Here is a 25,825-nt window from a genome sequence, read left to right on the forward strand (position 1 = left end):
CGGCGGGACCTCCCGCCGTCGTCCGCTTCCCTTTGTTTTTGGTTCTTGTCACCGTAACGAGTACGGAAGTACTGTGCGGTCAGCCGGACTTTCGGCCGCGCGGACGTTTGGCAGCAATGACCCAATCCACCCCGCCCCAAGGGAGAAACCTGATGTTAGGCTCCAGAAGCCGCCTCGCCACCGTCGCCCTCACCGCCGTCCTCATGGCCGTCGCCGGCCCCGCCCACGCAGCCCCCGCGACGCTCGTCAGCGCCGGGCCCGGAATCCTCGTCGCCGACGGCGCCGCCGTCGATATTCCGGTCACGTTCGTCTGCGACACCGACCCCACCCTGGTTACAGCAGTACCCGTCATCCAGCTGAATCAACGGGTCAGCGACGGACGGATCGCCGGCGGCCTCGGAAACGCGGAGCTCAGCTGCACCCACAAAGCCCAGACGGTCACCATCCGGGTGATCCCCAACGTGATGGCGTTCAACGAGGGCACGGCCGCGGCCACGGTGGTGCTGCAAAGCTGCACCGTGCAGTTCCAGTGCTCGGCCGAAATCATCAACACCGAGGTGGAGCTCGCCAAGGGCGCGGGCAGTGGGATTGTGCCCCAGCGGTAGGCAGGAAAACTACAGCCCGCGGACGATCCCGTCCACCAGCGATGCCGGATCGCCGAGGATATCCACGGAAATATGCGCTTCATCGGCGCCGAGCGGCTCCAGCGTTGCCAGCTGCGACGCCAGGAGGCTGCTGGGCATGTACTCGTGCGCCCTGCCGCTGATCCGGCCCGAAATGGTGGCTTCCTCGCCGGAGAGGTGGATGAACACCAGGTCCGGGACGAAGCTGCGGAGCAGGTCGCGGTAGCTGCGCTTGAGCGCCGAGCAGGCGATGATGCGCGTGCCCTCGCCGTCGCCGCGCGTTGCCAGCGCGGCCCCGATTTCGGCGAGCCAGGGTGCCCTGTCCTCGTCATTCAGCGGAGTGCCGCTGGCCATCTTGGCCTTGTTGGCCGGCGGATGGAAGTCGTCGCCGTCGAAGAAGGGAACGCCCAGGCGCTCACCCAGCAGCGCGCCGACAGTCGACTTTCCGCAGCCGGAAACGCCCATGACAACCAGGGGCGGCAGGTTCGTGATCATGATGCTTCTCCGAAGTTGAGGAGGACTTTGCCGGATTGGGCGGAGTTGCGGGCGGTGTCGAACGCTTCGAGGGCGTCGGTGACGGGGTAGTCGTGGGTGATGACCGGTCCGATGTGGAGGGATCCCTCGGCGAGGGCGGTGATGACCTCGTCGATTTCGTCGTTGAACCGGAACGAGCCCTTGAGGTCCAGTTCGCGGGTGATGGCCAGGGAAATCAGGACCGGCTGGGGCCCGGTGGGCAGCAGCCCGACCATGACCACGGTCCCGCCCCGGCCCGCACCGGTGATGGCGGAGGCCAGGCCGTGGTGGTTCCCGGAGGATTCGATCACGACGTCGGCCTGCACCGCGGCGATCGCGTCGGTGTCGGCGGCGTTGAGGACCTCGTCCGCGCCCACCGCCGTGGCGATCTCCAGCGGCTTGGCGTGCATGTCGACCGCGACGATCCGGCCCGCCCCGGCACGCTTGAGCACGGCGACGGTCAGCGCCCCGATCGGGCCGGACCCGATCACGAGGGCCGTTTTGCCGGCCACGTCCCCGGCCCGGGACACCGCATGCCACGCCACAGACGCCGGTTCAATCAGTGCCGCGGTCCGCAGGTCCAGGGTTCCGGGCAGGGCACGGAGCATCCGGACCGGCAGGTTCACGTACCGGCTGAACGCCCCGTCCGTGTGCGGGAACCGCGCCGCGGAGCCCAGGTACGTGCACCCCGGGGACAGGTTCGGCCGCTCCTGCGGGTACTTCACCGTCCCGTCACCGGGTCCCGGGGTGGCCGGGTGCACCGCCACCGGCGTCCCCGCCACCGGCCCGGACCCGTTGGCCGCTGCCTTGACGACCCGGCCCGAAATCTCATGGCCCAGCACCAGCGGGGCCTTCAGGATCGACTCGCCCGCCGCGCCGTGCAGCCAGTAATGTAGGTCAGACCCGCAAATCCCCCCGTACAGGACCTCCACCACCGCCTCATCAGCGGCCGGCTCCCTGACCGGGAGCTCATCGATCCGCAGGTCCCCTTTGCCGTGCGCGACCACCGCCGGACCTGACACCGGAAGCGCCGTTTCCGCTGCCGCTGCTGTTTCTGTTGTGCGTGTCATCAGACCACCACCGTCATTCCGCCGTCGATAAAGATCGTCTGCCCGTTCACGAAATCAGACCCCGCCGAGGCCAGCCACACCGCCGGGCCCGCCAAATCCTGCACCGTGCCCCACCGCGCCGCCGGGGTCCGGCCCAGGATCCAGGAATTGAACTGCTCATCGTCCACCAGGTTCTGCGTCATCTCGGTATGGATGTACCCCGGCGCGATCCCGTTGATCTGCAGCCCCGACCCCGCCCACTCCGCGGTCATCGCCCGGGTCAGGTTCCGCAACCCGCCCTTCGCCGCCACATACGGGGCGATCGTGGGCCGGGCCAGGTCCGTCTGCACCGAACAGATATTGATGATCTTCCCGTGACCGCGGCCAATCATGTGCCGGGCCGCCGCCCGCCCCACCAGGAACGCGCTGGTCAGGTCCGTGGAGATCACCCGCTCCCAGTCCGCGACATCCAGCTCCAGCATCGGCACCCGGTGCTGGATCCCGGCATTGTTCACCAGGACCTCCAAAGGACCCACATGCTCCTCCACCCACGCCACACCGGCAGCGGCCGCGGCATCATCGGTGACATCAAACGCCACACTGTGCACCCGGCCCGGCGCGTAATCAGCAGCCATCGCCGCCTCCGCCGCCTTCAACCGCTCCGGATTAACACCGTTCAACACCACCGTCGCCCCCGCATCAGCCAAACCCCGCGCCAACGCGTTACCAATCCCCCGGCTCGAACCAGTCACCAAGGCAACCCGCCCGGTCAAATCAAAAAGTGAAGTCATGAAAAGAGCAGCTCCTTCGCCGCGGTCTGCGCAGTGCGCGAAATGGTTGTTGTTGTCGCCGGGGCCCGGTCAGGGCGCGGTTTAGAAGGGACCCTGCTGGACCAGGTTGGCCGGGGCCTGCCCTGCGGCAAGGGCTTCGAGCTGCTTGCGCAGGAGCTTCAGGATCCGCGGCTCGAAGGCTGACGCGTTGCCGCCCACGTGGGGCGTGATCAGGGCGTTGGGCGCGGTCCACAGCGCGTGGTCCTGCGGCAGCGGCTCGGGATCGACGACGTCGAGGGCGCAGTTCAGGCGGCCGGAGAGGACTTCCTTGGTCAGGGCAGCCGTGTCCACCACCGGGCCGCGGCCCACGTTCACCACCAGGGCGCCGTCGGGCAGCGCAGCGAGGACCTCTTCACCGATCAGCTGGTGGGTCTGTTCGTTCAACGGCAGCACCGAAACGAGGATGTCGTGCGTGGCAGCCAGGGCAGGCAGCTCGCTGGAGGCGTGGACCTCGCCGTGCTCGTCCGTGCGGGCCGAGCTTCCCACCCGGGTAACGGTAACCTCGAAGGGCTCCAGCCGGCGGGCGATCTCGTGCCCGATCCCGCCGACGCCCAGCAGCAGCACGCGCCGGTCCGCCAGGGACTGGCGCCGCTCCGGCCGCCAGAGGCCGTGCTGCTGGTCGCGGACGGCCTGGTCGATGCCGCGCAGTTTGGCCAGGATCAGGCCTACCGCAAGTTCCGCCGTCGCCGCAGCGTGCACCCCGGAGGCGCTGGCGACGCCGGCCGCCGGACCGGCCGCCTCGATGACGCCGTCGTATCCGGTGGACTGGGTCTGGACGTACTTCAGGTTTTCGACCTGGGAGAGGGCCCCCAGAACCGCACCGGCGTTGATGTACGGGAGGATGACGCCGTCGATCTCACCCAGCGTCCCGCCTTCGGGAGCCGACTTCAAGTCCCACACCACCGCCTTGAGCCCCTCGGGAAGGGGTGAGAGATCGGCGAGCAGCTGGGCGTCGGGGAAGCTGACGGTGCGGACAGTTTGCATCGGAAAACCTATCGATTCTGGGGGTCTGGGATGTACTGGACGGGCCCGGCAACTGGTTGCCGGGCCCGCTGGCGGCTAGCGCCGGTCGAACGTGAGCCCGCCGGGGACCTGGAAGGTGGGCATGATTTCCAGCATCCCCACGTTCACGTGGCGGGGCGTTTCGATGGCGTAGTCCATGGCGTTGACGATATCGTCCGTCGTCAGGGACTCGTAGCCTTCGTAATACGTCTTCCACGCCTCTTCCATGGCCTCGGGCGTGCCGCCCATGTTGCGGCCGAAGATCTCGGTTTCCACGCGTCCGGGGCAGATCTCGGTGACGCGGATGCGCTTGCCGACCGTGTCGTTGCGCAGCTGCCGGGAGATCTGGTGCACGGCTGCCTTCGTGGCGTGGTAGACCGTGTGGCCGTAGAAGTTGTACACACCGGCGATGGAGCTGATGTTGATGACATGGCCGCGGTCGCGTTCCACCATGCCCGGCAGGACCAGGCGGGTGAGCTGGAGCAGGCCGCGGAGGTTGACGTCCACGAGTTCGTCGATGTCGCTCTCCGAGGAGTCCAGAATGTTGCCCGGCCGGGACACGCCGGCGCAGTTCACCAGGACATCGATTTCCAGGTCTCCGACGGCGGCGGCGAGGGCCGCGGTGTCGGTCAGGTCGACGACGTGGGGAATGGCGCCGGTCTTGTCGGCCAGGTCGTTCAGTCGCTCCTCGTTGCGGGCCACGGCGTGGACGGTGAGTCCGCGCTTGGCGAGGCGCTCGGCGATCGCGGCACCCATGCCTGTTGAGGCGCCGGTGACGAGGGCGGTTGAGTAGTCTGAAAACGGCATTTAAGTCTCCTGGTTAGTGCAGTGGTAAGTGTTATGCGTCGCGGAGCGGCAGGTGCGCCCGGTCCTTGACGGTGCTGACGGCTGCCAGCGTGCCCAGCGCCGTGATGACGGCGTAGAAGGCGGGCATGTAGATGTTGCCGGTGGAGGAAATCAGCCACGTCATCAGCAGCGGGGCGGTTCCGCCGAAGAGTGCCGAGGAGATGTTGTAGCCCAGGCCGTAGGCCGAGTACCGGACGCGGGTGGGGAACAGTTCCACGATCAGGATGTGGATCACCGCGGTGTGCCCGGCGAAGACGATGGCCATGATGCAGGCGCCCAGGATGGCCAGGGCCATGTTGCCGGTGGCGATCAGTGCGTAGGAGGGAATGCCGAGGACAGCCATGGCGATTGCCGAGCCGGCAATAACCTTCTTCCGGCCGATGCGGTCGGAGAGGGCACCCATGAACGGGATGGCGATGCAGATGACCACGAGGCTGCAGGCGGTGACGAGGAGTGCCTCACCGATGGTGAAGTTGAGCTGCTTGCCCTTGAGGAACGTCGGCATGTAGGAGAACAGGACGTAGTAGCCGGAGCCGTTCATGAGCGGGATGAACAGGGCCAGCAGCATGGCGCGGCGGTGTTCGGCGGAGGCGAAGGCTTCCTTGAGGGGGTTCTTGGACAGGCCGCCCTCTTCCTTCAGCTTCACGAAGTTGGGGGTGTCCGCGATGGCCTTGCGGATGTACCAGCCAATGACGCCCATGGGGATGGCGACGAGGAACGGGATGCGCCATGCGAACGAGCCGAAGCCGCCGCCGTCGATCGCTGCCTGCGTGAGCCAAGGCGACATGGAGAACGCGACCAGGGTGCCGGTGAGCAGGGCAGCGAAGGAGGCGATCTGGGCGTAGGAGGTGATGATGCCGCGCTTGCCTTCAGGGGCGTGCTCGGCGAGGAAGGTCATGGCGCCGGCAGCTTCGCCGCCGACGGAGAAGCCCTGCAGCAGGCGGAGCAGCACAAGCAGCACGGGAGCCGCGATGCCGATGGCCGAGTAAGTGGGCAGGATCCCGATGCCGGCTGTGGCGATGCTGATCAGCAGGATGACGAAGACCAGAAGTTTTTGGCGCCCAATCTTGTCGCCCAGGATGCCGCAGACGACGGCGCCCAAGGGGCGGACGAAGAAGGACACAGCATAGCCGGCGAACACGAACAGCAAGGCGTTGTCCGGGTTTCCGGGAGCCAGGAACACGAGCGCCAGCGTTCCGGCCATGAAGGCGAAAATGCCGTTGTCGTAAAGCTCAACAAAAATCCCGACGCACCCGGCGGTGACGACTTTCCGGGTCTGCCTCGCATCGAGGCGGTCGTGCTGCGGTGCACTCGCACGCGTTGGTGTAGACATCTTCATTCCTTACTTGGACTTGGTTCGAGGGGAGGGCATCGGTGATCCTTAGCTGCCGGCCGCCGGTACCAGCTGCGGCCAGCCGGGCTCTTTGCCGATGCCGAGGAGGGCGAAGACTGTGCTGACGCGGGAGCGGAGGTTCTCCAGTTCCCGTAATGCGGCCCGATGCTTTGCTGTCGCTTCGGGGACGGTGGTTTTGCGGAAGGTGACGGTGTGCCCGGGCCGGGCCTGGGCGAGGGTGTCCAGGGAGCGGCTGGTGACCACTGCCAGGACGGGATAGCCGGCGGTGACGCCGCGTCCGCGGTGCAGCACCAGCAGCTCCTCCCTGGACGGAACCTCGATGGCCCCCACGGGAACGCCGCGGGACAGAACTTCGGCTGACGATTGGCGTTCGGGAAGGGCACCGCCGAGGCGCAGCCCGATGTGGTTGCTCCGGGCGCTGACGGTGTATTCGGTGTTGTACAGCAGCTCTGCTGTGTCACCGAATTCGTCGACGTCCGGACCGTCCGTGACGTCAATGACCGCCGTGCTGCTGAACTCGGGCCGGGTCAGCCCCAGCCGGAACAGCGGAAGGTCAAAGTATGGCTGCCGGATGGGTCCGACACTCCGGGAGGTCTTCAGCTCGGTCCCCTCGGAGAGCCGAAGGCCAAAGCCGATGACTGTATCAGGGGCGCAGCTTCCCAGCAGGGCCGGCGCCTCGACCGAACCGTGAACGGCAAGATAGGCGCGGAGGCCGCCGGTGATGCGGCGCACCGCCACGGTTTCCCCGGCACGGACGGACACCGGCTCCCACTGCGGGCATTCGCGCCCGTCAACGGTGAGCGTCAGCGGTGCGCCCGTGACGGCGATGAGGATGTCGCTGGTGGTCCGCATCCGGAAGTCGAGGGCGGTGATTTCCAGCAACGGAGCGTTGTCAGCGTTGGCGGCGAGGACGTTCGCGGCGCGCGCCGAGAACTGGTCGAGGGCCCCGTTGACGGGCAGTCCGAACCGGGGTCCGCGGAAGCGTCCCAGGTCCGTGACCACCGAGTTTCCGGGCTGCTGGATGATCAGTGACCCGCTCATCGTGCTGCCTCCAGCTTCCGGCCGGCGTAGTCTGCGAATTCTTCCGGCCGGATCTGGCGGAACGTCAGGCGGTCGCCGGGAAGGTAGGGAACCAGCGGTTCACTGGTGGCGTCCAGGACGGTCAGCGGGGTCTGGCCGATGACGCACCATCCGCCGGGAGCCACCGCCGGAGCGATGACAGCCTGCCGGCCGGCCACGGCCACGGCACCCGCGGGAACGGACAGCCGGGGGTCCTTCAGCCGCGGGACCGGAAGCGGAAAATCGGGGCCGTCCATCATGGGCGAACCGGCCGGAGCACCCAGGCAACGGATGATGTAGGACTTGGCCGTGTGGAGCGCGATGATCTCCTCCACGGAAAGCTGTTCGTGCTCGGCGACGCGTTCCAGGTCGGGGCCGTACTCGCCGCCGTAAACCACGGGGACACTGAACTCCCGCGGCGTGCGGGCGGGTGCACCGGTGTGCTCAAGCTGGCGCATGCCGAGGAGGACAAAGGCCCGGACCTGGCGCGCAGAGGTGACCCCGGGGTCAAATTCCACGAGCAGCGAGTCGTACGTCGGCACGGCGCCGTGTACGCCGTCGGCCTCTGCAGTCTCAAGCCACTGCGCAAGTGAGTGGACGGTGCTCCAGTTGGCCTCCGTGTCAGCGGAGGAGGCGACCACCCGGAGGGCGGAATCCCCCGATTCAAAGATCTCCACGGGAGTTGGATTTGGGGTGGCAGCCACGTCAGGCGACCTTCACTTTGGCTGCCAGAACCTGGGGAAGCGGGGCGATGGCCACTCCGGCGTTCTCCAGTTCGGCGCGGACCTGGCGGGCCAGCTGCACCGCACCGGGGGTGTCGCCGTGGAGGAGGACGGTGTCGGCAACGATCGGCAGGTCCGTGCCGGCGACGGTCTCGATGAGCCCCTCGCAGACCATGCGGACGGTGCGGTCAACGATGGCTGCCGGATCGTGGATCACGGCGCCGGGCCGGCTGCGGGGCACCAGGGTGCCGTCGGCCTCGTAGGCGCGGTCGGCGATGCCCACTATGCCGACCGGAAGCTGCCGTTCAGCGGCAGCGGTGGCCAGTTCGCCGTCCTGCGCCAGGACGATGAGGCCTGGATTCAGGCGGGCGGCGGCATCGGCAACCGCAGCGGCATAATCCGGGCGGGTGGCCACGAGGTTGCCCAGGCGGCCGTGCGGCGCAATGTGGACGACGCTGGTGCCGTGGTACGCGGCGAAGGCGCTCAGCGCACCGAACTGGTACAGGACGTCGTTGCGGACCTCGTCCGCCGTCAGGTCCATGGCGCGCCGGCCAAAGCCCCGCAGGTCCGGGAAGCTCGGGTGCGCCCCGATGCTGACGCCGCGGCGGACACATTCGGCGACCGTGGCATGCATGATATCCGGGTCACCGGCGTGGAAGCCGCAGGCGATGTTGGCACTGGAAACCACCTCAAGCAGGGCCGCGTCGTCGCCCATCGAGTAGGCGCCGAAGCCTTCTCCGAGATCTGCTACGAGATCAACTGTGGGTCCCATTATCTGCCTTCCTGGGGTGGTTAGCAGCAGCCCTGCCCGCAGGGGCAACGGGATCAGCTGCGCTGGTGATGAGGTCTGTCCGAACGGGCCCCGGTAAGGGTCTCCGGTTCGGCGGTGCCGGGCTACCGGCTTCTGCTAAAAAGTCTGGCATTGGGGTTTGGCTCACACAAAGACGTAATCGGTGTCACGGGATAGGCGCTGGTTATGACCACCGCTGCAGTGGAGTCCATGACCGTTTCCTTCCGCAAAGGAGGATTCGGCCCTGGCGGCCGGCCCTCGTTCCTTTGAACATATGGAGCGTTTATTTCCGGAATGTAAAAGAAACCGGCAATTCCGGTAAAAGCGAATACCATGCAAAATGCATCTGCCCCCATCAGGAATTTGCATGTCGCCGGAGGGGATAGAATGTACGCCTAGTGAAATAGCGTTCTGGGTTCAACCTAGTGTCAGCGATGTGGATCACACAAAGACCTATTGCGTATCCCTTCATAGCTACCCGTTATGACCTTCTGTGGGTTCAGGACGACGCAAAGAGAGAGGGCGGCCGTGGACACCAGGAAACTTGCGTACTTCGTACAGATCGTGGACTCGGGGAGCATCACGAAGGCCGCGGCGGCTCTGCATGTTGCCCAGCCGGCCCTGAGCCAGCAGGTTTCGGCACTGGAGAACGAGCTCAAGCAGCGGCTGCTGATCCGCAGCAAGCAGGGAGTGCAGCCCACGGCGGCCGGGCACACGCTGTACCGGCACGCCCAGTCGATCCTGCGGCTTGTCGCGCAGGCCCGGACGGACGTTGCCAAGTCGGGGGCCGCGCCGTCGGGCCGTGTATCGATTGCCATTGCGCCCTACAGCATGGCGTCCAGCCTCACCCCGCAGATCATCAGCGAAGTGGCCCGCCGGTACCCGGACATCGTGCTGCACGTCACCGAAATCTACGGCGGCGTCCTGAGCGAGGCCATCAAGAACGGCCGGCTGGACATGGCCCTCATTTACGAGCCCGGCCCCATCCGCGGCGTCCTGTTCACCACGATGATCGTCGAGGACCTGCACCTGGTGGTCAATGCCGCCAGGCCGGATGTCAACGCCAGCAATGGCGAGATCACCCTGGAGGAGGTGGCCCGCCTTGGGCTCTTCCTGCCTGAGAAGATCCACACCCTGCGCCAGGCGGTCGAGGCCGGCTTCGACAGCAAGGGCCTGAAGCTCCAGCTCGTGGGCGAGGTGGAGTCGGTGCCGTCCCTCACCCGGCTGCTGCGTGCGGACCTCGGAGCCACCATCCTGCCCAAGTCTGCGGCGGACGCGCTGTTCCATGAGGAGGACTTCAAAGTCCTGCGGATCGTTGACCCTGCTCTGCAGTGCAAGATCGCGCTATGCACTCCCGACCACGATCCCCTCTCGGAGGCGGCGTCGGCGGTGCTCCTCGTGCTGAAGGAAATGCTGCAGGAAATGCTCAGCGATAAGTATGGCCGCTAGGCGTTCATAGGTTCCGCTTATTAGGGCACACATCATTTGTCTTAGTAACCCGCTCCCCGGGATTCTAATATTGGCAGCAAGCCAAGAAATTGTGGAAAAGCACTTTCCACAAACAGAATCAACGGGGAGTCTGCCATGAAGAAGCTCAGCACCATCAGGAGAACTACCGACCCGAGCCTGGGACTTATGGCGAAAACCGGGTCCCACTGCCCCACCAACGGTTTCTGGCGGCCGGAGGACCGGTCCGCGGCTCCGATCTTCGTATTCGAGGGCAGCCTCATGCCGGTCAGCAGCGGCGGCTCGACGGTCTGGTACCTGGAGGACGCCGTCTTCGGCGCCCCGGCCTATCCGGTCCCCCACCGCGTCTAGCGGCTCCCCCTGGAACCGCCGGTTCCGCCCGGGCGCAGTGAAGCCGCGTACGACGGCGGTGCTGCCGCCGGTTGAGCTTGCCGAAACGCGCGTCTTCCGTGCGTGCCAATGGACTGATCTGCCACCAAGTTTTCGTTCTCGAGTGGATCCAAAAAAATTTTGGATCACCCCCGCATCTGGTGCCTGATCCGCCTTAAATTGTCGTACCCCCTTGGCAGACTGTGGGCATGGAGGTCATCGGGAATCCAGCACTGGCAGGAGCGGCGCCGCGCGGCGCCGCCCTGCATGCTGCCGCGGTTCCGGAAGCCCTTGTTCCGGCCGCAGTTTTCCCTTTTGACGCGGTGCCCGCCGGTTGGCTCACCGGCGAGGTTTTCCCGTTCGATGGCTTCGCCGGGGCTGGGTTCCCCGGGGACGGGTTCCTGGAGGACGGCGTTCCCTTCGACGATCATCCCGACGCCGTGTATCCGGAGGACCCGTTCCCCGGAGGAGAGTATGCCGACGGCGATTTCCCGGAGGACCCGTTTCCCGAGGCGCTGTTTTACCATTCCCAGTTCACCGGTAGCGGGGCCTCCTGCACGGGCACACCCCGGCCGAGTCTCGACGACCGGATCGGGGAGGTAAAGACCCTTTTGCGGGCCGATCTCACCGCCGACGGTCCCGGGCTGATCGACCAGATCCGGGCGGGCGAGAACGTCAAGGCCATGATCGCCGGGCAACAGGCCCGGCTAGCCGTCGCGCTCGAAGCAAGACAGCGGCAGGAACAAGCCGAACTCGAAGCCGGGACCAGCCCAGGGCAGGCCCACCGCAGCACCCTCTCGGCCGAGGACCTTGGCAGGAAACGCCCCCAAGAACACACCACCGGCGTCGCCGAACAGATCGCCCTGGCCCGGGGCGAGTCCCCGCACCGCGGCGGGCGGCTGCTTGGCATGGCCAAGGCCCTGGTCACCGAGATGCCCCACGCCCTCGGTGCACTGGATACCGGCCAGCTGAATGAAGAAAAGGCCATGTATGTCGTGAAGGAAACGGCCTGCCTGACCGTCGAAGACCGGGCCGCGGTCGATGAGGAACTCGCCGCCGATACGGGGACCTTCGACGGGGTCGGGACCCGCGGGGTCATCGCCGCCGTCAAAGCCGCCGCGGTCCGCAGGGATCCGCGCTCCATCACCCAACGATCCAGCCACGCCGCCTCCGAACGGGGCGTGAGCCTGCGCCCGGCCCCCGACTGCATGACCTACCTGACAGCACTGCTGCCCGCCCACCAGGGCGTCGCCGTCTACACGGCCCTGACCAGTAAGGCCGATGCCCTCCGCTCCGCGGGGGATCCGCGGTCCCGGAACCAGGCCATGGCCGACACCCTCGTCGAAAGGACCACCGGCGCCCCCGGCGGCATCACCGGCATCGAGGTCAATCTGGTCATGACCGACCGCGCCCTCCTCCGAGGCGACAGCGAACCAGCAAGACTCACCGGCTACGGCATCGTCCCCGCCGCATGGGCACGCGAACTCGTCAACCCCGAACAGGCACAGGAAACCGCGCACCAGGAAGACGCCGCAAAAGACGCGGTCAAGGACCTGAAAATCTGGCTCCGGCGGCTCTACACCGCCCCGGACACCGGCGACCTCGTCGCCATGGACTCCCGGCGCAGGCTCTTCCCGCCACCACTGCGCCGCTTCATCCAGGTCAGGGACGACACGTGCCGGACCCCCTACTGCGACGCCCCCATCCGCCACCACGACCACATCATCCCCTGGCACGACGACGGCCCAACATCCCTCGCCAACGGCGCCGGACTCTGCGAAGCCTGCAACCACACCAAAGAACTCCCCGGCTGGAAAGCCCAACCCAGACCAGGACCAAGACACACCTTCGAAATCACCACCCCCACCGGCCACACCTACCGCTCAACCGCACCGCCGCTGCCCGGAACCAGGCTGACCGGAACCGGGCTGGGTGAAACCGGTCCGCCGGGAGCCTCGGTAAGCGAACCAACCGGCGTAAGTGGCGCGGCACAGCCCGGCAGCATTAACGCGCTTCAGGCGGGACAGTAGTAGTACTGCCCCGCCTGAGGTGATGGCCGGCGTCGTCACCATGGAAATACGCGACTACTTGAATAAGCGGCTATGCGTGCTCGACGAGCAGACCCTTGGCCTTGAGAACCTCGGTGAGGTTGCACAGCTCGATGGTGGTTCCGCCGGCCTTGTAGAGCTCGATGAGATTGCGCTCGGCGTCGTCACGTTCCTGGGAAAGGCGGATGACTTCCTCGATCTCGTCCTTCCGGACCACAACTACACCGTCGGCGTCGCCGCGCAGGACGTCGCCGGGGTAGATGATCTCGTCGCCGAAGACCACCGGGTGGTTGATGGGGCCGATGGTTTCCTTAACGGTGCCCTTGATGGAGACACTTCCGGAGAAGACGGGCAGACCCAGCTCGATCAGGTCCTGGGTGTCGCGGACGCCGGAGTCCGTCACCATGCCAGCGAGTCCCTTGGCCTTCATGGCGTTGCCGAGGACGTCGCCGAAGGTGCCGGCTTCCTCGTACTCCCCCGCCGAAACCAGGACAACGTCCCCCGCCTCGGCGTAGTGGATGGCAACCTGCAGCATGAGGTTGTCCCGCGGTGCGCAACGGACGGTGGTGGCGGGGCCGCAGAAGGACATGCTGCGGTCGATCGGCTTGATCTTGGAGCTGAGCGCCCCCTTGCGGCCCTGGGCCTCGTGGATCGTGGCCGAGGAGAACTGCGCCAGGCGGCGGACGGCGTCGGCGTCAGGGCGTTCGATGTTGGTCTTTACGTGGATCACGGATTTTCCTTCGATTGGGTGGGGGGTTAGCTGAGGGCCCGGACGGCCTTGTCGATGGCCGCGATGGATTCTTCGATGACGTCGAGGCTGGTGGCGTAGGAGATGCGGAAGTACGGGCCCAGTCCATAGGCCGATCCCTGGATCACTGCGACGGATGCTGCCTCGAGCAGGTAGAGCGTGAAGTCCTCGTCGTTGGCGATGACCTTCCCCTCCGGGGTGGTCTTGCCGATGGCACCGCCGCAGTTGACGTACGCGTAGAAGGCGCCTTCCGGCGTCGCGCATGAAAGGCCCTCGACGGCGTTCAGTGCGGTGACTGCCGCGTCGCGCCGGCTGCGGTAGACCTCCACGCTTTCCCGCACGAAGGTCTGGTCGCCCGTGAGCGCGGCGACGCTGGCGGCCTGGCTCACGGACGAGGGGCACGAGGAGATCTGTGACTGGAGCTTGTTGATCGCCGCGATCAGTGGTGCGGGTCCGGCGGCGTAGCCCAGCCGCCAGCCGGTCATGGCGTAGGCCTTGGAAACGCCGTTGACGGCAAGGATCCGGTCCTTCAGTTCCGGAGCAACCTCGACCAGGCTAGAGATCCGGCCCGAACCGAAGTAGATCTGGTCGTAGATCTCATCGGTGAGGACGTAAACCTGCGGGAAGTTGGCGAGGACATCCGCCAGCGCCCGGAGCTCGGACCGGGAGTAGACGGCGCCCGTGGGGTTGGACGGGGTGTTGAGGATGACCCACTTGGTCCGCTCGTTCAGGGCCCCGGCCAGGGCCTCGGGGGTGAGCTTGAAGCCAGACTCCTCGCCGCAGGTGACTATTACCGGTGTGCCCTCGTTGGCGAGCACCATGTCCGGGTAGGAGACCCAGTACGGCGCGGGAACCACAACCTCGTCGCCGGCGTCGAGAGAAGCCATGAATGCGGTGAAGATGACCTGCTTCGCGCCGCCGCCGATGGTGATCTCGGCAGGGGTGTAGTGGATGCCGCTGCGCAGCTCGATGGTCTGGAGGATTGCCTTCTGCAGCGCGGGCGTACCGGTGACAGAGGTGTACTTCGTCTCGCCCTTGCTGATTGCCCCAACCGCGGCGGCCTTGATGTGCTCAGGGGTATCGAAGTCCGGCTCACCGACCGTCAGGTCCAGGATCCGGCGCCCTTCTGCCTTGAGCTCACGTACGCGGGCTGCTGCGGCCACGCTGGCCGATTGCTTGATGCGGGTCACTCGAGATGCAGGTTCAAATTCAGACATGGTCTCTTCCTAGGGAGTCAGGACGGAGCGATACTCGTTCCTTCGACACTAGGGAATCCCGGCCGGTATGGATAAGACCTAATCTGCGTGGACGGATAAGCGTCTCTTATGGACCCGCCGTCGGGCTCCAGCAAAAGCATCCAACCCAAACTTTTTGGTTATGGCTCCACGCACTATAGGTATTTCCGCCCGTCCGCCCGTTCTGCCTAGCCTTCTTGGTGAGCCCGATGTGAATCCGAACCGAGGAGTGCTCTTGGCTGTGCTGGAGGGCGACGACCGCCGCGAGGGCTACTACCGCTACCGGGGAACTGCTAAACCGGACCAGGCCGCCGCCCAGGCCGAGAAGACCCGAAAGCTGCTCAAGGACAACAAGCAGCGGATTTCTTTCAACGCCACCAGCGTCCGTGCCCTCTCCGTCCGCCTGAACCAGCAGATCGCGCAGGCGCTCTGCGACGGCATGAAGGTCACCCGGCTCGCCGCGGCCGCGGGGCTCTCCCGCTGGGCGGTCCGCACCGTGGGTCTGTCGGCCGATGATCTGGTGCCGTCCGGCACGCGGGAAGCGGAGCATCTTGCGGTTATCAGCCGGCTCAAGTCGGAGCTGGCTGAACTTGAAGAGTCCAGGACCATGCTGGAAGACTGCCGCCTCAACCTTCTGGCGGCAGCACGACGGCGGGGAGTCCTGGATGATTACGAGCTCGCCGCCCTCAGCGGGCTGCAACGCGAAACCATCCGGAAGATGACCTGGGGCATCCAGCCGGAAGCCGGCGCGATCCCGGCGTGAGTCTGCACCCGCCGTCGTCATCCAACCCCGTAAAACAAGGCCTAGCTAGGCTGGGCGAGCAGGCGTAGCGTCGAACTGCACGCTGTTGCTAGTTGCGCTGTTGCTAAGTTGCTCGGAGGTGGCCGCGATGGCCGGATGGAATGCTGATACGGCGGCGGGCCCTCTGGGGGCCGGGACGGTCACCCTGGTGGAGGGGTCGTCCTTCTGCATTTCCTTGCCGAACGGGGACATCAGTGCCGATCATCCGCACGGCCTTTTTGTGCAGGACGCCCGCATCCTCTCGGGCTGGAACCTGACGGTCGACGGCCAGGCGCTGGAGCCGCTGGCGGCAGAGACGAAGGAACCGTACCGGGCCCTGTTCGTCGGACGGGTACCCCGCTCTGACGGTTACGCCGACAGTCCGCTCATCGTGGAGCGGCTCCGCGAAGTGGGGGCCGGGATCCAGGAGCAGGTCACCGTACGGAACTTCTCCCTGGAGCCGGTCAACTGCATCATCACGCTGACGATCGGCGCGGACTTCGCGGACCTCTTCGAGGTGAAAGAGGCCCGGATCCTGCGGCGCTGGGACGAAACACGGCAGTCCGACGGCGGTGCACTCACCATCCGTGCGGCGTGGCAGGACGTCCGGAAGGGCGTTGTGGTCCAGGCCCCGGGCGCGGAGGTCTCGGCGGACGCGGTGACGTACCGCGCCACGGTTCCGGCGCACGGACACTGGAGCACAGTCCTGACGGTACTGCCCAGCCCCGACGGGTCCACCTCGGCCATGGCCTTCGTCCACGCCGAGGGGGATGGATTGTCGCCCAGGGACCTCCGCCGGCGGGAATGGGTGGCGAAGATTCCGCTCCTGCAGATGGGCAACCGGTCGGTTGAACGGACCCTGCGCCGCAGCTACGACGACCTCGGCGCCCTGCGGATCGAGGACCCCGACCATCCTGAGCGTGTAGTGGTGGCCGCCGGGGCGCCGTGGTTCATGACGCTGTTCGGGCGTGACTCGCTCTGGGCCTCGGTGATGGCCATGCCGGTGGATCCGTCACTGGCGCTGGGCACCCTGCAGACACTCGCGGACCGTCAGGGATCCATGGTGGACCCCATGACCGAGGAGGAACCCGGCAAGATCCTCCACGAGGTCCGGCTCGACGTCTCCAGCGGCCTGTCGCTGGGCGGCAAGTCCAACTATTACGGCAGCGTCGACGCCACGCCCCTGTTCCTGATGGTGCTCGGGGCGGTCAGCCGCTGGGGTTTCGCCGCGGACACGATCGCCGCCCTGCTGCCACATGCAGACCGCGCCCTCGAGTGGATCACGAAGTACGGGGACAGGGACGGCGACGGCTTCGTCGAATACGAGCGCCTCAACGACCAGGGGCTCATCAACCAGGGCTGGAAGGATTCCTGGGACGGGATCAACTTCGCCAACGGCAGGCTGGCCGAGCCGCCGATCGCACTGTGCGAGGTCCAGGCCTATGTCTACGTCGCCTACCTTTCGCGCGCCTGGCTGGCGTACGACGCCGGTGATGCGGCTCTCGGGAATGAACTCACCGACCGTGCCGCCCGGCTGAAAAAACAGTTCAACGAGCAGTTCTGGATCCCCGAACGCGGGTACTACGCCATTGCCCTGGACGGCAAGAAAAGACAGGTGGACGCGTGCGCGTCGAACATGGGGCACTGCATGCTGCAGGGACTCATCGACCAGGACAAGGCTCCCATGGTGGCCGAACACCTGATGTCCCCGGAAATGTTCAGCGGCTGGGGCGTGCGCACCCTCGCCAGCGACATGGGCGCCTACAACCCCGCCAGCTACCACAACGGATCGGTGTGGCCTCACGATAACGCCATCGTCGCCGCGGGACTGCTCCGCTACGGCTTCGTGGAGGAGGCGCAGCGGATCGCCACCGGCATGATGGATGCGGCCGAGTACTCCGACGGCCGGCTCCCTGAGCTGTTCTGCGGTTTCAGCCGGGAGCAGCTGGCCGCGCCGGTCCCCTATCCGACGGCGTGCTCTCCGCAGGCTTGGGCGGCGACCGCACCGATCCAGCTGGTGACCAGCCTGATGCGGTACGACCCCGTCGTGTCCGCCGGCGGCGTCTGGATGGATCCCGTCCTTCCAGCGGCCTTTGGGAACCTGCACATCACCAACGCTCCCCTGGGCGGCGGCCGCGTCACCATCGACATTGCCGATTCCGTCCCGTCCGTCCAGGGACTTCCCGACGGGATGACGTTCCACCAGGGGCACCGGCCCTGGATGATCGAACTCGTCGAGATGGCCGGTCAACGGCGCAGGGAACAGTCCGAAAGCTGGGGGCGCTAGTGGCGTCCGCGTGTCATGCGGCGCCCTCCAGGATCCTGGCACTTTCCTGCACGGAGACGTAGCCACCCTTGAAGAACAGGAGGGGATCGACGTCGGAACGGGCGCTGAGGGCGCGGACCGCCGCCACCACGATGGTGTGGTCGCCGCCGTCGTACTCCTGGTGCAGCTCGCAGTCCACCCAAGCCAGGGCGCCATCCAGGACGGGGTTGCCGAGTGGCGACGGCGAGTGATCGACGCCGGCGAACTTGTCGGCCCCGGACCGCGCGAACTGCGCCGCCAGGTGCTGGTGTTCGGCGGGGAGGACGTTGATGGTAAAGCGGCCCGCAGCACGCAGCAGCGGCCAGGTGCTGGAGGTCCGTGCCGGGCTGAAGGTGACCAGGGCCGGCTCCAGTGAAAGGGACGCGAAGGACTGGCAGGTGAACCCGGCGGGGCCGTTCTCCGTCGCCGCCGTGATCACGGTCAGGCCGGTTGCGAAGTGGCCCAGCACGTTGCGGATCCGGCGCGGGCTGAGGTCTGAGAGTTCCGTCATGGCGAGTCCTTTCGATACGTGTAAGCCCAATCAAGCACCTCATTGCGCGGTTCCCAACCCGGGCTGAAATCTATGGACGCGCGCCGAAACCCAGCTTCACCGCCCGCAGCGGGACGTAACAAAACAGAGGGTGTGCGCGTCGTCAGCCGCAATGTAATGACCGAGTTCTACACATGCAGGACACCCGGGCCGGAGCGTGCCTAGGCTTCCGGTACGTGGTGTGCCCGAGTGGACAGGGAGCGGTCTGCAAAACCGTTGACGCGGGTTCGAATCCCGCCATCACGTCAGGAAAATGTCCGACGCCGGCTCTGCACCCACGTACCGCGGCGGCGGTCAGCCGCCTCCTTGCTCATGTCACATTCCTGATTTGCGGAAATAACTCCTTCTGATCACCGCAAATGAGTAATCATGGTGTCATGCCGAAAATCCGCATCTCCGAAGCCGCGCGCTTTCTGGGCGTCAGCGACGACACCGTCCGCCGCTGGACCGAGAACGGGACCCTCACGCCCGCCAAGGACGCCTCCGGCAGGCTGGCCGTCGACGGACTGGAGCTGGCACAGCTCGCCCGCGACCAGGCCCAGCTGCCCGATGACCCCACCCGCGTGGGCAGCTCTGCCCGGAACCGATTCGTTGGCCTGGTCACCGGCATCACCGCAGACAAGGTCATGGCGCAGGTCGAGCTGCAGTGCGGGCCATTCCGCGTCGTCTCCTTGATGAGCAGCGAAGCCGTCAGGGACCTCGGCCTGGAACTCGGATCGGTGGCCACCGCCGTGGTCAAGGCCACCACGGTCATCATCGAAACACCGCAAGGAAAGAGCATCATATGAGCATCACCCGCGTGCGCCTCGGCGTGCTTTTGACCGCCGGCGTCCTCGCAATCGGACTGGGAGGCTGCGCGGCGTCCTCCACAGGGTCCGGAGCGGCGGGCGGAAGTTCGACGGCGGGCAGCAGCTCTGCCGGTCAGTCCGGCACCGTGACCGTTTACGCTGCCGCTTCCCTGAAGGCCACGTTCACCAAGATCGCCGCAGAGTTTGAGGCCGCAAACCCGGGCACCAAGGTCACGCTGAACTTCGCCGGGTCCTCGGACCTGGCCACCCAGATCAGCCAGGGCGCACCGGCCGACGTGTTCGCCTCCGCGGACACCAAAAACATGGACAAGGTCTCCGACGCCAAGCTCATCGACGGAACGGCAAGCAACTTTGCCACGAACGTCCTGGAGATCGCGGTCCCGCCGGCCAATCCGGCGTCGATCAGTTCCTTCGCCGACCTGGCCAAACCGGGCGTCAAGGTGGTTGTCTGCGCACCGCAGGTGCCCTGCGGCTCCGCCACCGAGAAGGTGGAAAAGGCCACCGGAACCACCCTGAAACCTGTCAGTGAGGAATCCTCCGTCACTGACGTCCTGGGCAAGGTCACTTCAGGGGAGGCCGACGCCGGCCTGGTGTACGTCACGGACGTCAAGGGCGCGGGCGACAAGGTCAAGGGCATTACGTTCGGCGAGGCGGACCAGGCCGTGAACACGTACCCGATCGCCACCGTGGGAAGCAGCAGGAACAAGGAGCTGGCCAAGGCCTTCGTCGCCATGGTCACCGGCAGCGAAGGCAGGAAGGTCCTCAGTGACGCCGGTTTCGGCACCCCGTAGCACCAAGCCTGCCGGCAGCAGGAAAACAACCCGGCGGGACACGGGCTACACCGGTGTCCCGCCGTGGGTATTTGCCCTCGCGGCAGCAGGCAGCCTGTTTGTCCTGCTGCCGCTGGCCGCCATGGTGGCCAGGGTCAACTGGGGGCAGTTCATCCCGCTCATCACCTCGGAATCCTCCCTCACCGCGCTGGGCCTGAGCCTGCGGACGTCGGCCGCCAGCACTGTGCTGTGCGTCCTGCTCGGTGTGCCGCTGGCCCTCGTCCTGGCCCGGGCCAGCTTCCCGGGCCAGCGCCTGCTGCGGGCCTTCGTGCTGCTCCCGCTGGTACTGCCGCCCGTCGTCGGCGGCATTGCCCTCCTGTACACGTTCGGCCGGCAGGGCCTGCTCGGCCGGAGTCTGGAGCTGGCGGGGATCCAGATCGCCTTCTCCACCACCGCCGTCGTTCTTGCCCAGACGTTCGTGGCGCTGCCGTTCCTGGTGGTCAGCCTCGAAGGCGCCCTGCGGACCGCGGGCACCAAGTACGAGGCGGTGGCGGCAACGCTCGGCGCCCGCCCCACCACGGTGCTGCGCCGCGTCAGCATCCCGCTGGTGCTGCCCGGACTCGCCTCCGGCGCCGTGCTGTCCTTCGCCCGCTGCCTCGGTGAGTTCGGCGCCACGCTGACCTTCGCGGGCAGCCTGCAGGGCATCACCCGCACGCTGCCGCTGGAGATCTACCTGCAGCGGGAGACTGACGCCGATGCCGCCGTCGCCCTTTCCCTGGTCCTGGTCGCGGTGGCGGTCGCCGTCGTCGGACTTTCCTACCGGCGCCCGCGGGAGCTGGCCGCAGAGGCAGGACCGGCAGAATGACCTTCACATTCACGGCCGCCCTGCGTGCCAGGAACTTCGACGTATCCCTCAGCCTGGGCCCGACGGAAACCGTCGCGGTGCTCGGGCCCAACGGCGCCGGCAAGTCGACACTGCTGGGGGTCATCGCCGGGCTCCTCCGCCCCGACAGCGGGCACGCGGTCCTCGGACAGAAGACACTCTTCAACCTCGACGGCGGCAACAGCCAATTCCTGCCGCCGCACGCCCGGGGAACAGCGCTGCTTGCCCAGGAACCGCTGCTGTTTCCGCACATGAGCGTACTGGAGAACGTCGCCTTCGGGCCGCGCGCAGCCGGGGCCCGCCGGGCCGGCGCACTGCAGACGGCGCGGCACTGGCTGGCCGAAGTGGAGGCCGCGGAGTTCGCGGACCGGCGTCCCGGGCAGCTCTCGGGCGGGCAGGCGCAGCGCGTCGCCATCGCCCGTGCGCTGGCCACGGACCCCGAACTGCTGCTCCTCGACGAGCCCATGGCCGCCCTCGACATCCATGCCGCCCCCATGCTGCGCAGGCTCCTCAAACGTGTCCTCGCCAACCGCAGGGCCATCATCATCACACACGATGTCCTGGATGCCCTCATGCTGGCCGACCGGGCCATCGTGGTCGAAGGCGGCCGGATCACCGAGGAAGGTCCCACCCGCGCCGTGCTGGAAAAACCGCACAGCAGGTTCGCCGCCGGGCTGGCGGGCATGAACCTCCTCACCGGCACCATCACCGGGCACGGACTGATTTCCGACGGCGGGCTGGACATCACCGCGCACCCCGAGGACGGTGCCGTCCCCGGCCAGGACGGCGTCGCCGTCTTCTCGCCGACGGCGGTCTCGGTCTTCCGGAGCGATGAGCACGGCAGCCCGCGGAACTCGTTCGCCGTCACCATCACCGACTTGGAACCCCACGGCGGCCAGATCCGGGTCCACGCCGGCGGCCTGTCCGCGGACATCACCCCGGCAGCGTCGGCGGACCTTGCGCTCACACCGGGGATGACCGTCTACTTCGTCGTCAAGGCCACGGCCATCGCCATTTATCCGGCGTAGGTTGGGACCGCCTTTAGGGAGCGGGGACAGCCGCACGCCTGGCCAGGACCGGTGACAGCGCCAGGACCAGGAGGCCCGCCAGCGGCACCACAAAGAGGCCGGCACGCAGGCTGGCGGCGTCCGCGATGGCGCCCACCACCGGAGGCGATACCAGGAAGCCGACGCGCATCAGCCAGCTGACCATGGTGAGTCCCGTTCCGGGCCGCAGCCCGGGGAGTTCATCCGCCGCATGCATTGCGGCGGGAACAAGGGTTGCCACACCGAGGCCTGCCGCCGCGAAGCCGAGGACGGTTCCGGGGATGCTGGGAACAAGCAGGGCCGTTCCCATCCCCACGGCGGCAATCATTCCGCCGGCGCGCGCCACCGTCCGCTGGCCGAAGCGGTCCACCAGCCGGTCACCCAGCAGGCGGCCGATGAACTGGGCGCCGGTCAGCGCCACGAAGCCGAGCCCGGCGATGGTGGTGGCAGCACCCAGGCTGTCGCTGAGGTAGATGGCGGACCAGGAACTGCCGGCATCCTCCACCAGGGCGCCGGCCGTGGCGATGAGCACCAGCGCGGCCAGGATGCCGTACTTGGCGGCTGTTCCCCGGGCGGCGTTTCGTGCGTCCGGGGCCGGTGCCGCGTCCGCAGCGGCGGCGGCAGCACCGGCGTCGTCCGTTTCCGGTCCCGGAAGCAGGAAGCGGTAGCAGCACAGCGTCACCGCCGCGAAGACGGCGGCGGAGATGCTGAGGTGGATTCCGGGCGCGAGCTTCAGGCCCGCCGCCGCGGCACCCATCAGGCCGCCCAGCACGGCACCGATGCTCCATACCGCGTGCAGGGAGTTGATGATGGAGCGCCGGTAGAGCCTCTGGACGCGCAGACCGTGGGCATTCTGTGCCACGTCGGTGACGGCGTCCATGGCTCCGGCGAAGAAAAGCGCGGCGGCCAGCATGGCCCAGGAAGGGGCCATGCCCGCGCACAGGATCCCGGCGCTGGTCAGGATGGTGCCCGCCACCGCGACCCGGGAGGACCGGAAGCGGCGGATCAGGGCGCCGGAGGCGAGGCCGGCGATCAGCGCCCCCAGCGGGAAGGCCGCCACGGCCAGGCCGAATGCCGCGTTGCTCAGGCCCAGGTCCTCCATGATGGCCGGGTAGCGCGGCAGCAGGTTGGCGAACAGCGCGCCGTTGGTGAGGAAGAGCAGGGCCACCGCGGCGCGGGCCTTGCCAGGGCTGCGGGTCGGTGCGACGGGGGTGGCGGCTGTTGCCGATGGGCTGTTCACTGCGGGGTCACGATTCTGTTCACGGCGTCGCGGACGGTCTGGGCGGACATGGGGTTCAGGGCCAGTGCCCGGTGGATGGAAAGGCCCTCGATCAGGGCGTCGAGCATCACTGTTGTGTCCGGATCGAAGTGCCTCGCCAGGGCGGCCCGGCTCCTCGCCATCCAGGTGTCGGTCACGCGGCGCAGGTCCGGGCGGCGCGCGGCCAGGGCGTACAGCTCGTAGGTCAGCAGGATGTTCCGGCGCTCCCCCAGCATCTCCCCGGTGATGAGCTGCACCACCGCTTCCCGCGCGGCGTCCCGGTCCCCGGCGCCGGCCAGTGCTGCCTCGAATACGTCGGCGGTGTCATCGGCGAGCTTCGTGAAGGCGGCGGCGAGCAGCTCGTCGAGGCCAGTGAAATGGTAGGTCAGCGACCCGAGGGGTACATCCGCGGCCTGGGCGACCTTCCGGTGCGTGGTGGCCGCGACACCGTGTTCGGCGATGACGTCGAGCGCCACCTCGATGAGGCGCTGGCGGCGGTTGGGGTCGTGCCGCCGCGCGCTCATATGCTGCGGATAACGCGGGCAGGATTGCCGACGGCGACGACGTTGGGTGGCACGTCCTTCGTGACCACGGATCCGGCGCCGATCACCGAGTTCTCCCCCACGCTCACGCCGGGCAGGATGATCGCACCGCCGCCAATCCAGACGTTGTCGCCGATGGTGATGGGCTGCGCCGCCTCAAGCTTGTCGCGCCGAGGGCCGGGCTCCACCGGGTGGGTGGGCGTGAGCAGCTGGACATTGGGACCGATCTGGACGTCGTCGCCGATGGTGATGGCGGCGACGTCCAGTGCGGTGAAGTTGAAGTTAATGAAGGTCCGCGCGCCGATCCGGATGTACTTGCCGTAGTCCACAAACAGCGGCGGCCGGATCTCGGTGTCCTTCCCGATGGATCCGAGGAGGTCCTCGAGGATCTGCTTCGCCTCCGCGCGGTCCGCCATCCACGTGCGGCCGTAGCGGTCGGCGAGTTCCATGCCGCGGATGCTGTCAGCGGCGAGGTTCGGATCGTCGGCGATGTAGAGGTCCCCGGCAAGCATCCGCTCCTGCATGGTGCGGCTGTCGCCGGCAAAGTACTGCTCCACGGTGATTCCTTCCAGAAGGGCGTTATGTACAAACGTACACTGTTTGCGTACGGATGTACATAACGCCCTTGCTGGACTGCCCGGATCAGTTCTTGGCCACGTCCAGCTCGACGACGGCCCAGGACAGCGCCGGCAGGCTCAGCCGGAGCTCGGAGCCGCTGGCCTTGGCCCCTTCGAGCGGCTTAAGGCCCACGCGGTCCGGGCTGCCCTGGCTGTTGATGGTGAAGCGGTCGCCGCCCTCAGGGATCTCCAGGACCTCGGCGCGGAGAACCTGGCGGGCATCGAAGCCGCGCAGCGCCACCTCGACGTCGGCCGCCTCCTCCAGGCCGCGGTTCGCGAAGAACAGCGCCAGCCGGCCCGCTTCCTCGTTCCACGTGGCGCTGACGTCGACGAGGTCGGTGTCGCCGAACCGGGTGTTCGTGTACTTGTCGGAGTCGACGGACAGGCGCAGGATCTGGCCCTTCGCCAGTTCGGCCATGCGGGCGAAGGGGTGGAAGATGGTCTGGCGCCAGGCCGGGCCGTTTTCCTCGCTGAAGATGGGCGCGATCACGTTAACCAGCTGGGCCTGGTTGGCGATCTTCACCCGGTCGCCATGGCGGAGCAGCGAGTTGAGCAGGGTTCCGACGACGACGGCGTCCGTGACGTTGTACTTGTCCTCGATGACCCGGGGGTGCTCACGCCAGCCGGCCTTGGTGACGTTGTGCGGCTGGTCCTCCGTGTCGAGGCCGCGCTGGTACCAGACGTTCCACTCGTCAAAGGAGAGGTTGATGTGCTTCTGGTGCTTGCCCTTGGCTCGGACGGCGTCGGCCGTGGCGATCACTGACTCGATGAAGTAGTCGGTGTCGACGGCGCTGGCAAGGAAGCTGCCGACGTCGCCGTCGTGCTCCTGGTAGTAGGCGTGCAGCGAGACGTAGTCCACTTCGTCGTAGGCGTGGGCCAGCACCGTCTGCTCCCACGCCCCGAAGGTGGGCATGCCGGAGTTGGAGCTGCCGCAGGCCACCAGTTCGATGTCCGGGTCCACGAACCGCATGGCCTTGGCGGCCTCCTGCGCCAGCCGGCCGTACTCCTCGGCGGTCTTGTGGCCGATCTGCCACGGCCCGTCCATTTCGTTGCCGAGGCACCACAGCTTGATGTTGAACGGGTCCTTGTGGCCGTTTTTGGCGCGGAGATCGGACAGGTAGGTGCCGCCCGGGTGGTTGGCGTACTCCACGATCTCGCGGGCAGCGTCCACTCCCCTGGTGCCCAGGTTGATGGCTTCCATGATTTCGGTGCCGGCCTGCCGGGACCAGTCGACGAACTCGTGCAGGCCGAAGGCGTTGGTCTCCAGCGTGTGCCAGGCGCCGTCGAGGCGGCGGGGACGGGTTTCCCGCGGGCCGATGCCGTCCTCCCAGTTGTACCCGGACACGAAATTGCCGCCCGGGTAGCGGACGACCGTGGCGCCGAGCTCCTTGACCAGCTTGAGCACGTCCTGCCGGAAGCCGTTCTCGTCGGCCTCCGGGTGGCCGGGCTCGTAGATGCCGGTGTAGACGCAGCGGCCCATATGCTCAACGAAGGAGCCGAAAAGGCGGCGGGGTACTTCCCCGATGGTGAAGTCGCGGTCGAGGGTAATCCTTGCGCGGGACATGTGGGGTATCTCCTTGGTTGTGGTTCTAATCTGTTGAAAATCAGG

The 25,825-nt window shown here is 67.0% G+C and carries 26 protein-coding genes and 1 tRNA gene; 11 read left to right on the top strand and 16 right to left on the bottom strand.

The window, feature by feature from the left end:
* Positions 1 to 152: 152 nt before the first annotated feature.
* Entirely contained in the window at positions 153 to 605 is a 453-nt protein-coding gene (locus tag ACFRAH_RS17040) for a hypothetical protein (RefSeq protein ID WP_377992087.1), read from the top strand.
* Positions 606 to 614: 9 nt separating this feature from the next.
* Here the strand turns inward: ACFRAH_RS17040 and ACFRAH_RS17045 are convergent, their stop codons facing one another.
* From ACFRAH_RS17045 to ACFRAH_RS17085, 9 genes are all read right to left on the bottom strand, one after another.
* Positions 615 to 1,118, bottom strand: a complete 504-nt coding sequence (locus ACFRAH_RS17045) for a gluconokinase (protein ID WP_377992088.1) — start codon at positions 1,116 to 1,118, stop codon at positions 615 to 617.
* Positions 1,115 to 2,206, bottom strand: coding sequence for an L-idonate 5-dehydrogenase (locus tag ACFRAH_RS17050; protein ID WP_377992089.1), 1,092 nt, complete (start codon positions 2,204 to 2,206; stop codon positions 1,115 to 1,117). The genes ACFRAH_RS17045 and ACFRAH_RS17050 overlap by 4 nt, the downstream gene beginning before the upstream one ends.
* Positions 2,206 to 2,976, bottom strand: coding sequence for an SDR family oxidoreductase (locus ACFRAH_RS17055; protein WP_377992090.1), 771 nt, complete (start codon positions 2,974 to 2,976; stop codon positions 2,206 to 2,208). Before ACFRAH_RS17055 ends, ACFRAH_RS17050 begins: the two co-directional genes overlap by 1 nt.
* A gap of 81 nt (positions 2,977 to 3,057) precedes the next feature.
* Entirely contained in the window at positions 3,058 to 3,999 is a 942-nt protein-coding gene (locus tag ACFRAH_RS17060; protein ID WP_377992091.1) for a 2-hydroxyacid dehydrogenase, read from the bottom strand.
* Between the two features lie 75 nt (positions 4,000 to 4,074).
* A complete protein-coding gene (locus ACFRAH_RS17065; protein ID WP_377992092.1) occupies positions 4,075 to 4,824 on the bottom strand; it encodes an SDR family oxidoreductase in 750 nt (249 codons plus the stop codon).
* 31 nt (positions 4,825 to 4,855) lie between these two features.
* Positions 4,856 to 6,196 carry an MFS transporter gene (locus ACFRAH_RS17070; RefSeq protein ID WP_377992093.1) on the bottom strand — a complete coding sequence of 447 codons (1,341 nt, stop codon included), beginning with the start codon at positions 6,194 to 6,196 and terminating at the stop codon, positions 4,856 to 4,858.
* 48 nt (positions 6,197 to 6,244) lie between these two features.
* Entirely contained in the window at positions 6,245 to 7,258 is a 1,014-nt protein-coding gene (locus ACFRAH_RS17075; protein WP_377992094.1) for a biotin-dependent carboxyltransferase family protein, read from the bottom strand.
* Entirely contained in the window at positions 7,255 to 7,980 is a 726-nt protein-coding gene (locus tag ACFRAH_RS17080) for an allophanate hydrolase subunit 1 (protein ID WP_377992095.1), read from the bottom strand. The genes ACFRAH_RS17075 and ACFRAH_RS17080 overlap by 4 nt, the downstream gene beginning before the upstream one ends.
* A gap of 1 nt (position 7,981) precedes the next feature.
* Positions 7,982 to 8,770, bottom strand: coding sequence for a LamB/YcsF family protein (locus ACFRAH_RS17085; protein ID WP_377992096.1), 789 nt, complete (start codon positions 8,768 to 8,770; stop codon positions 7,982 to 7,984).
* A gap of 546 nt (positions 8,771 to 9,316) precedes the next feature.
* On the opposite strand from ACFRAH_RS17085, the gene nac reads away from it, so the two are divergent.
* From nac to ACFRAH_RS17100, 3 genes are all read left to right on the top strand, one after another.
* On the top strand, positions 9,317 to 10,237 hold the full coding sequence (gene nac, locus ACFRAH_RS17090) for a nitrogen assimilation transcriptional regulator NAC (protein ID WP_377992097.1): 921 nt from the start codon (positions 9,317 to 9,319) through the stop codon (positions 10,235 to 10,237).
* 135 nt (positions 10,238 to 10,372) lie between these two features.
* Complete coding sequence (locus tag ACFRAH_RS17095) at positions 10,373 to 10,606, top strand: hypothetical protein (protein ID WP_377992098.1); 234 nt, start codon at positions 10,373 to 10,375, stop codon at positions 10,604 to 10,606.
* Between the two features lie 227 nt (positions 10,607 to 10,833).
* A complete protein-coding gene (locus ACFRAH_RS17100; protein WP_377992099.1) occupies positions 10,834 to 12,654 on the top strand; it encodes an HNH endonuclease in 1,821 nt (606 codons plus the stop codon).
* 70 nt (positions 12,655 to 12,724) lie between these two features.
* Here the strand turns inward: ACFRAH_RS17100 and ACFRAH_RS17105 are convergent, their stop codons facing one another.
* A complete protein-coding gene (locus ACFRAH_RS17105) occupies positions 12,725 to 13,402 on the bottom strand; it encodes a 4-carboxy-4-hydroxy-2-oxoadipate aldolase/oxaloacetate decarboxylase (RefSeq protein ID WP_377964993.1) in 678 nt (225 codons plus the stop codon).
* Positions 13,403 to 13,428: 26 nt separating this feature from the next.
* Positions 13,429 to 14,637 (bottom strand): aspartate transaminase, encoded by a 1,209-nt coding sequence (locus tag ACFRAH_RS17110; RefSeq protein WP_377992100.1) that lies wholly within the window; start codon positions 14,635 to 14,637, stop codon positions 13,429 to 13,431.
* A 259-nt stretch (positions 14,638 to 14,896) separates the two neighbouring features.
* On the opposite strand from ACFRAH_RS17110, the gene ACFRAH_RS17115 reads away from it, so the two are divergent.
* Both ACFRAH_RS17115 and ACFRAH_RS17120 read left to right on the top strand, forming a co-directional pair.
* Positions 14,897 to 15,418, top strand: coding sequence for a hypothetical protein (locus tag ACFRAH_RS17115; RefSeq protein ID WP_377992175.1), 522 nt, complete (start codon positions 14,897 to 14,899; stop codon positions 15,416 to 15,418).
* Between the two features lie 127 nt (positions 15,419 to 15,545).
* Complete coding sequence (locus tag ACFRAH_RS17120; RefSeq protein WP_377992101.1) at positions 15,546 to 17,723, top strand: glycogen debranching N-terminal domain-containing protein; 2,178 nt, start codon at positions 15,546 to 15,548, stop codon at positions 17,721 to 17,723.
* Between the two features lie 13 nt (positions 17,724 to 17,736).
* Here ACFRAH_RS17120 and ACFRAH_RS17125 read toward each other — a convergent pair whose 3' ends face one another.
* Positions 17,737 to 18,252, bottom strand: coding sequence for a flavin reductase family protein (locus ACFRAH_RS17125; RefSeq protein WP_377992102.1), 516 nt, complete (start codon positions 18,250 to 18,252; stop codon positions 17,737 to 17,739).
* Positions 18,253 to 18,466: 214 nt separating this feature from the next.
* On the opposite strand from ACFRAH_RS17125, the gene ACFRAH_RS17130 reads away from it, so the two are divergent.
* The 5 genes from ACFRAH_RS17130 (at position 18,467) to ACFRAH_RS17150 (ending at position 21,781) form a co-directional block, all read left to right on the top strand.
* Positions 18,467 to 18,537 (top strand) — tRNA-Cys (locus ACFRAH_RS17130).
* Positions 18,538 to 18,668: 131 nt separating this feature from the next.
* On the top strand, positions 18,669 to 19,079 hold the full coding sequence (locus tag ACFRAH_RS17135; RefSeq protein WP_377992103.1) for a molybdopterin-binding protein: 411 nt from the start codon (positions 18,669 to 18,671) through the stop codon (positions 19,077 to 19,079).
* On the top strand, positions 19,076 to 19,891 hold the full coding sequence (modA, locus tag ACFRAH_RS17140; RefSeq protein ID WP_377992104.1) for a molybdate ABC transporter substrate-binding protein: 816 nt from the start codon (positions 19,076 to 19,078) through the stop codon (positions 19,889 to 19,891). Before ACFRAH_RS17135 ends, modA begins: the two co-directional genes overlap by 4 nt.
* Entirely contained in the window at positions 19,866 to 20,735 is an 870-nt protein-coding gene (locus tag ACFRAH_RS17145) for an ABC transporter permease (RefSeq protein WP_377992105.1), read from the top strand. The genes modA and ACFRAH_RS17145 overlap by 26 nt, the downstream gene beginning before the upstream one ends.
* Entirely contained in the window at positions 20,732 to 21,781 is a 1,050-nt protein-coding gene (locus ACFRAH_RS17150; protein ID WP_377992106.1) for a sulfate/molybdate ABC transporter ATP-binding protein, read from the top strand. Before ACFRAH_RS17145 ends, ACFRAH_RS17150 begins: the two co-directional genes overlap by 4 nt.
* A gap of 13 nt (positions 21,782 to 21,794) precedes the next feature.
* Here ACFRAH_RS17150 and ACFRAH_RS17155 read toward each other — a convergent pair whose 3' ends face one another.
* From ACFRAH_RS17155 to ACFRAH_RS17170, 4 genes are all read right to left on the bottom strand, one after another.
* A complete protein-coding gene (locus ACFRAH_RS17155; protein WP_377992107.1) occupies positions 21,795 to 23,039 on the bottom strand; it encodes an MFS transporter in 1,245 nt (414 codons plus the stop codon).
* Positions 23,036 to 23,581: a TetR/AcrR family transcriptional regulator gene (locus ACFRAH_RS17160; protein WP_377992108.1), complete on the bottom strand. Its 546-nt coding sequence runs from the start codon at positions 23,579 to 23,581 to the stop codon at positions 23,036 to 23,038. The genes ACFRAH_RS17155 and ACFRAH_RS17160 overlap by 4 nt, the downstream gene beginning before the upstream one ends.
* Complete coding sequence (locus ACFRAH_RS17165) at positions 23,578 to 24,123, bottom strand: sugar O-acetyltransferase (RefSeq protein WP_377992176.1); 546 nt, start codon at positions 24,121 to 24,123, stop codon at positions 23,578 to 23,580. The genes ACFRAH_RS17160 and ACFRAH_RS17165 overlap by 4 nt, the downstream gene beginning before the upstream one ends.
* Before the next feature lie 118 nt (positions 24,124 to 24,241).
* On the bottom strand, positions 24,242 to 25,780 hold the full coding sequence (locus ACFRAH_RS17170; protein WP_377992109.1) for an alpha-N-arabinofuranosidase: 1,539 nt from the start codon (positions 25,778 to 25,780) through the stop codon (positions 24,242 to 24,244).
* Positions 25,781 to 25,825: the final 45 nt, after the last annotated feature.

Origin of the sequence: Arthrobacter sp. NPDC056727 (genome assembly GCF_042790555.1) — a bacterium.
Taxonomy (GTDB): Bacteria; Actinomycetota; Actinomycetes; order Actinomycetales; family Micrococcaceae; genus Arthrobacter.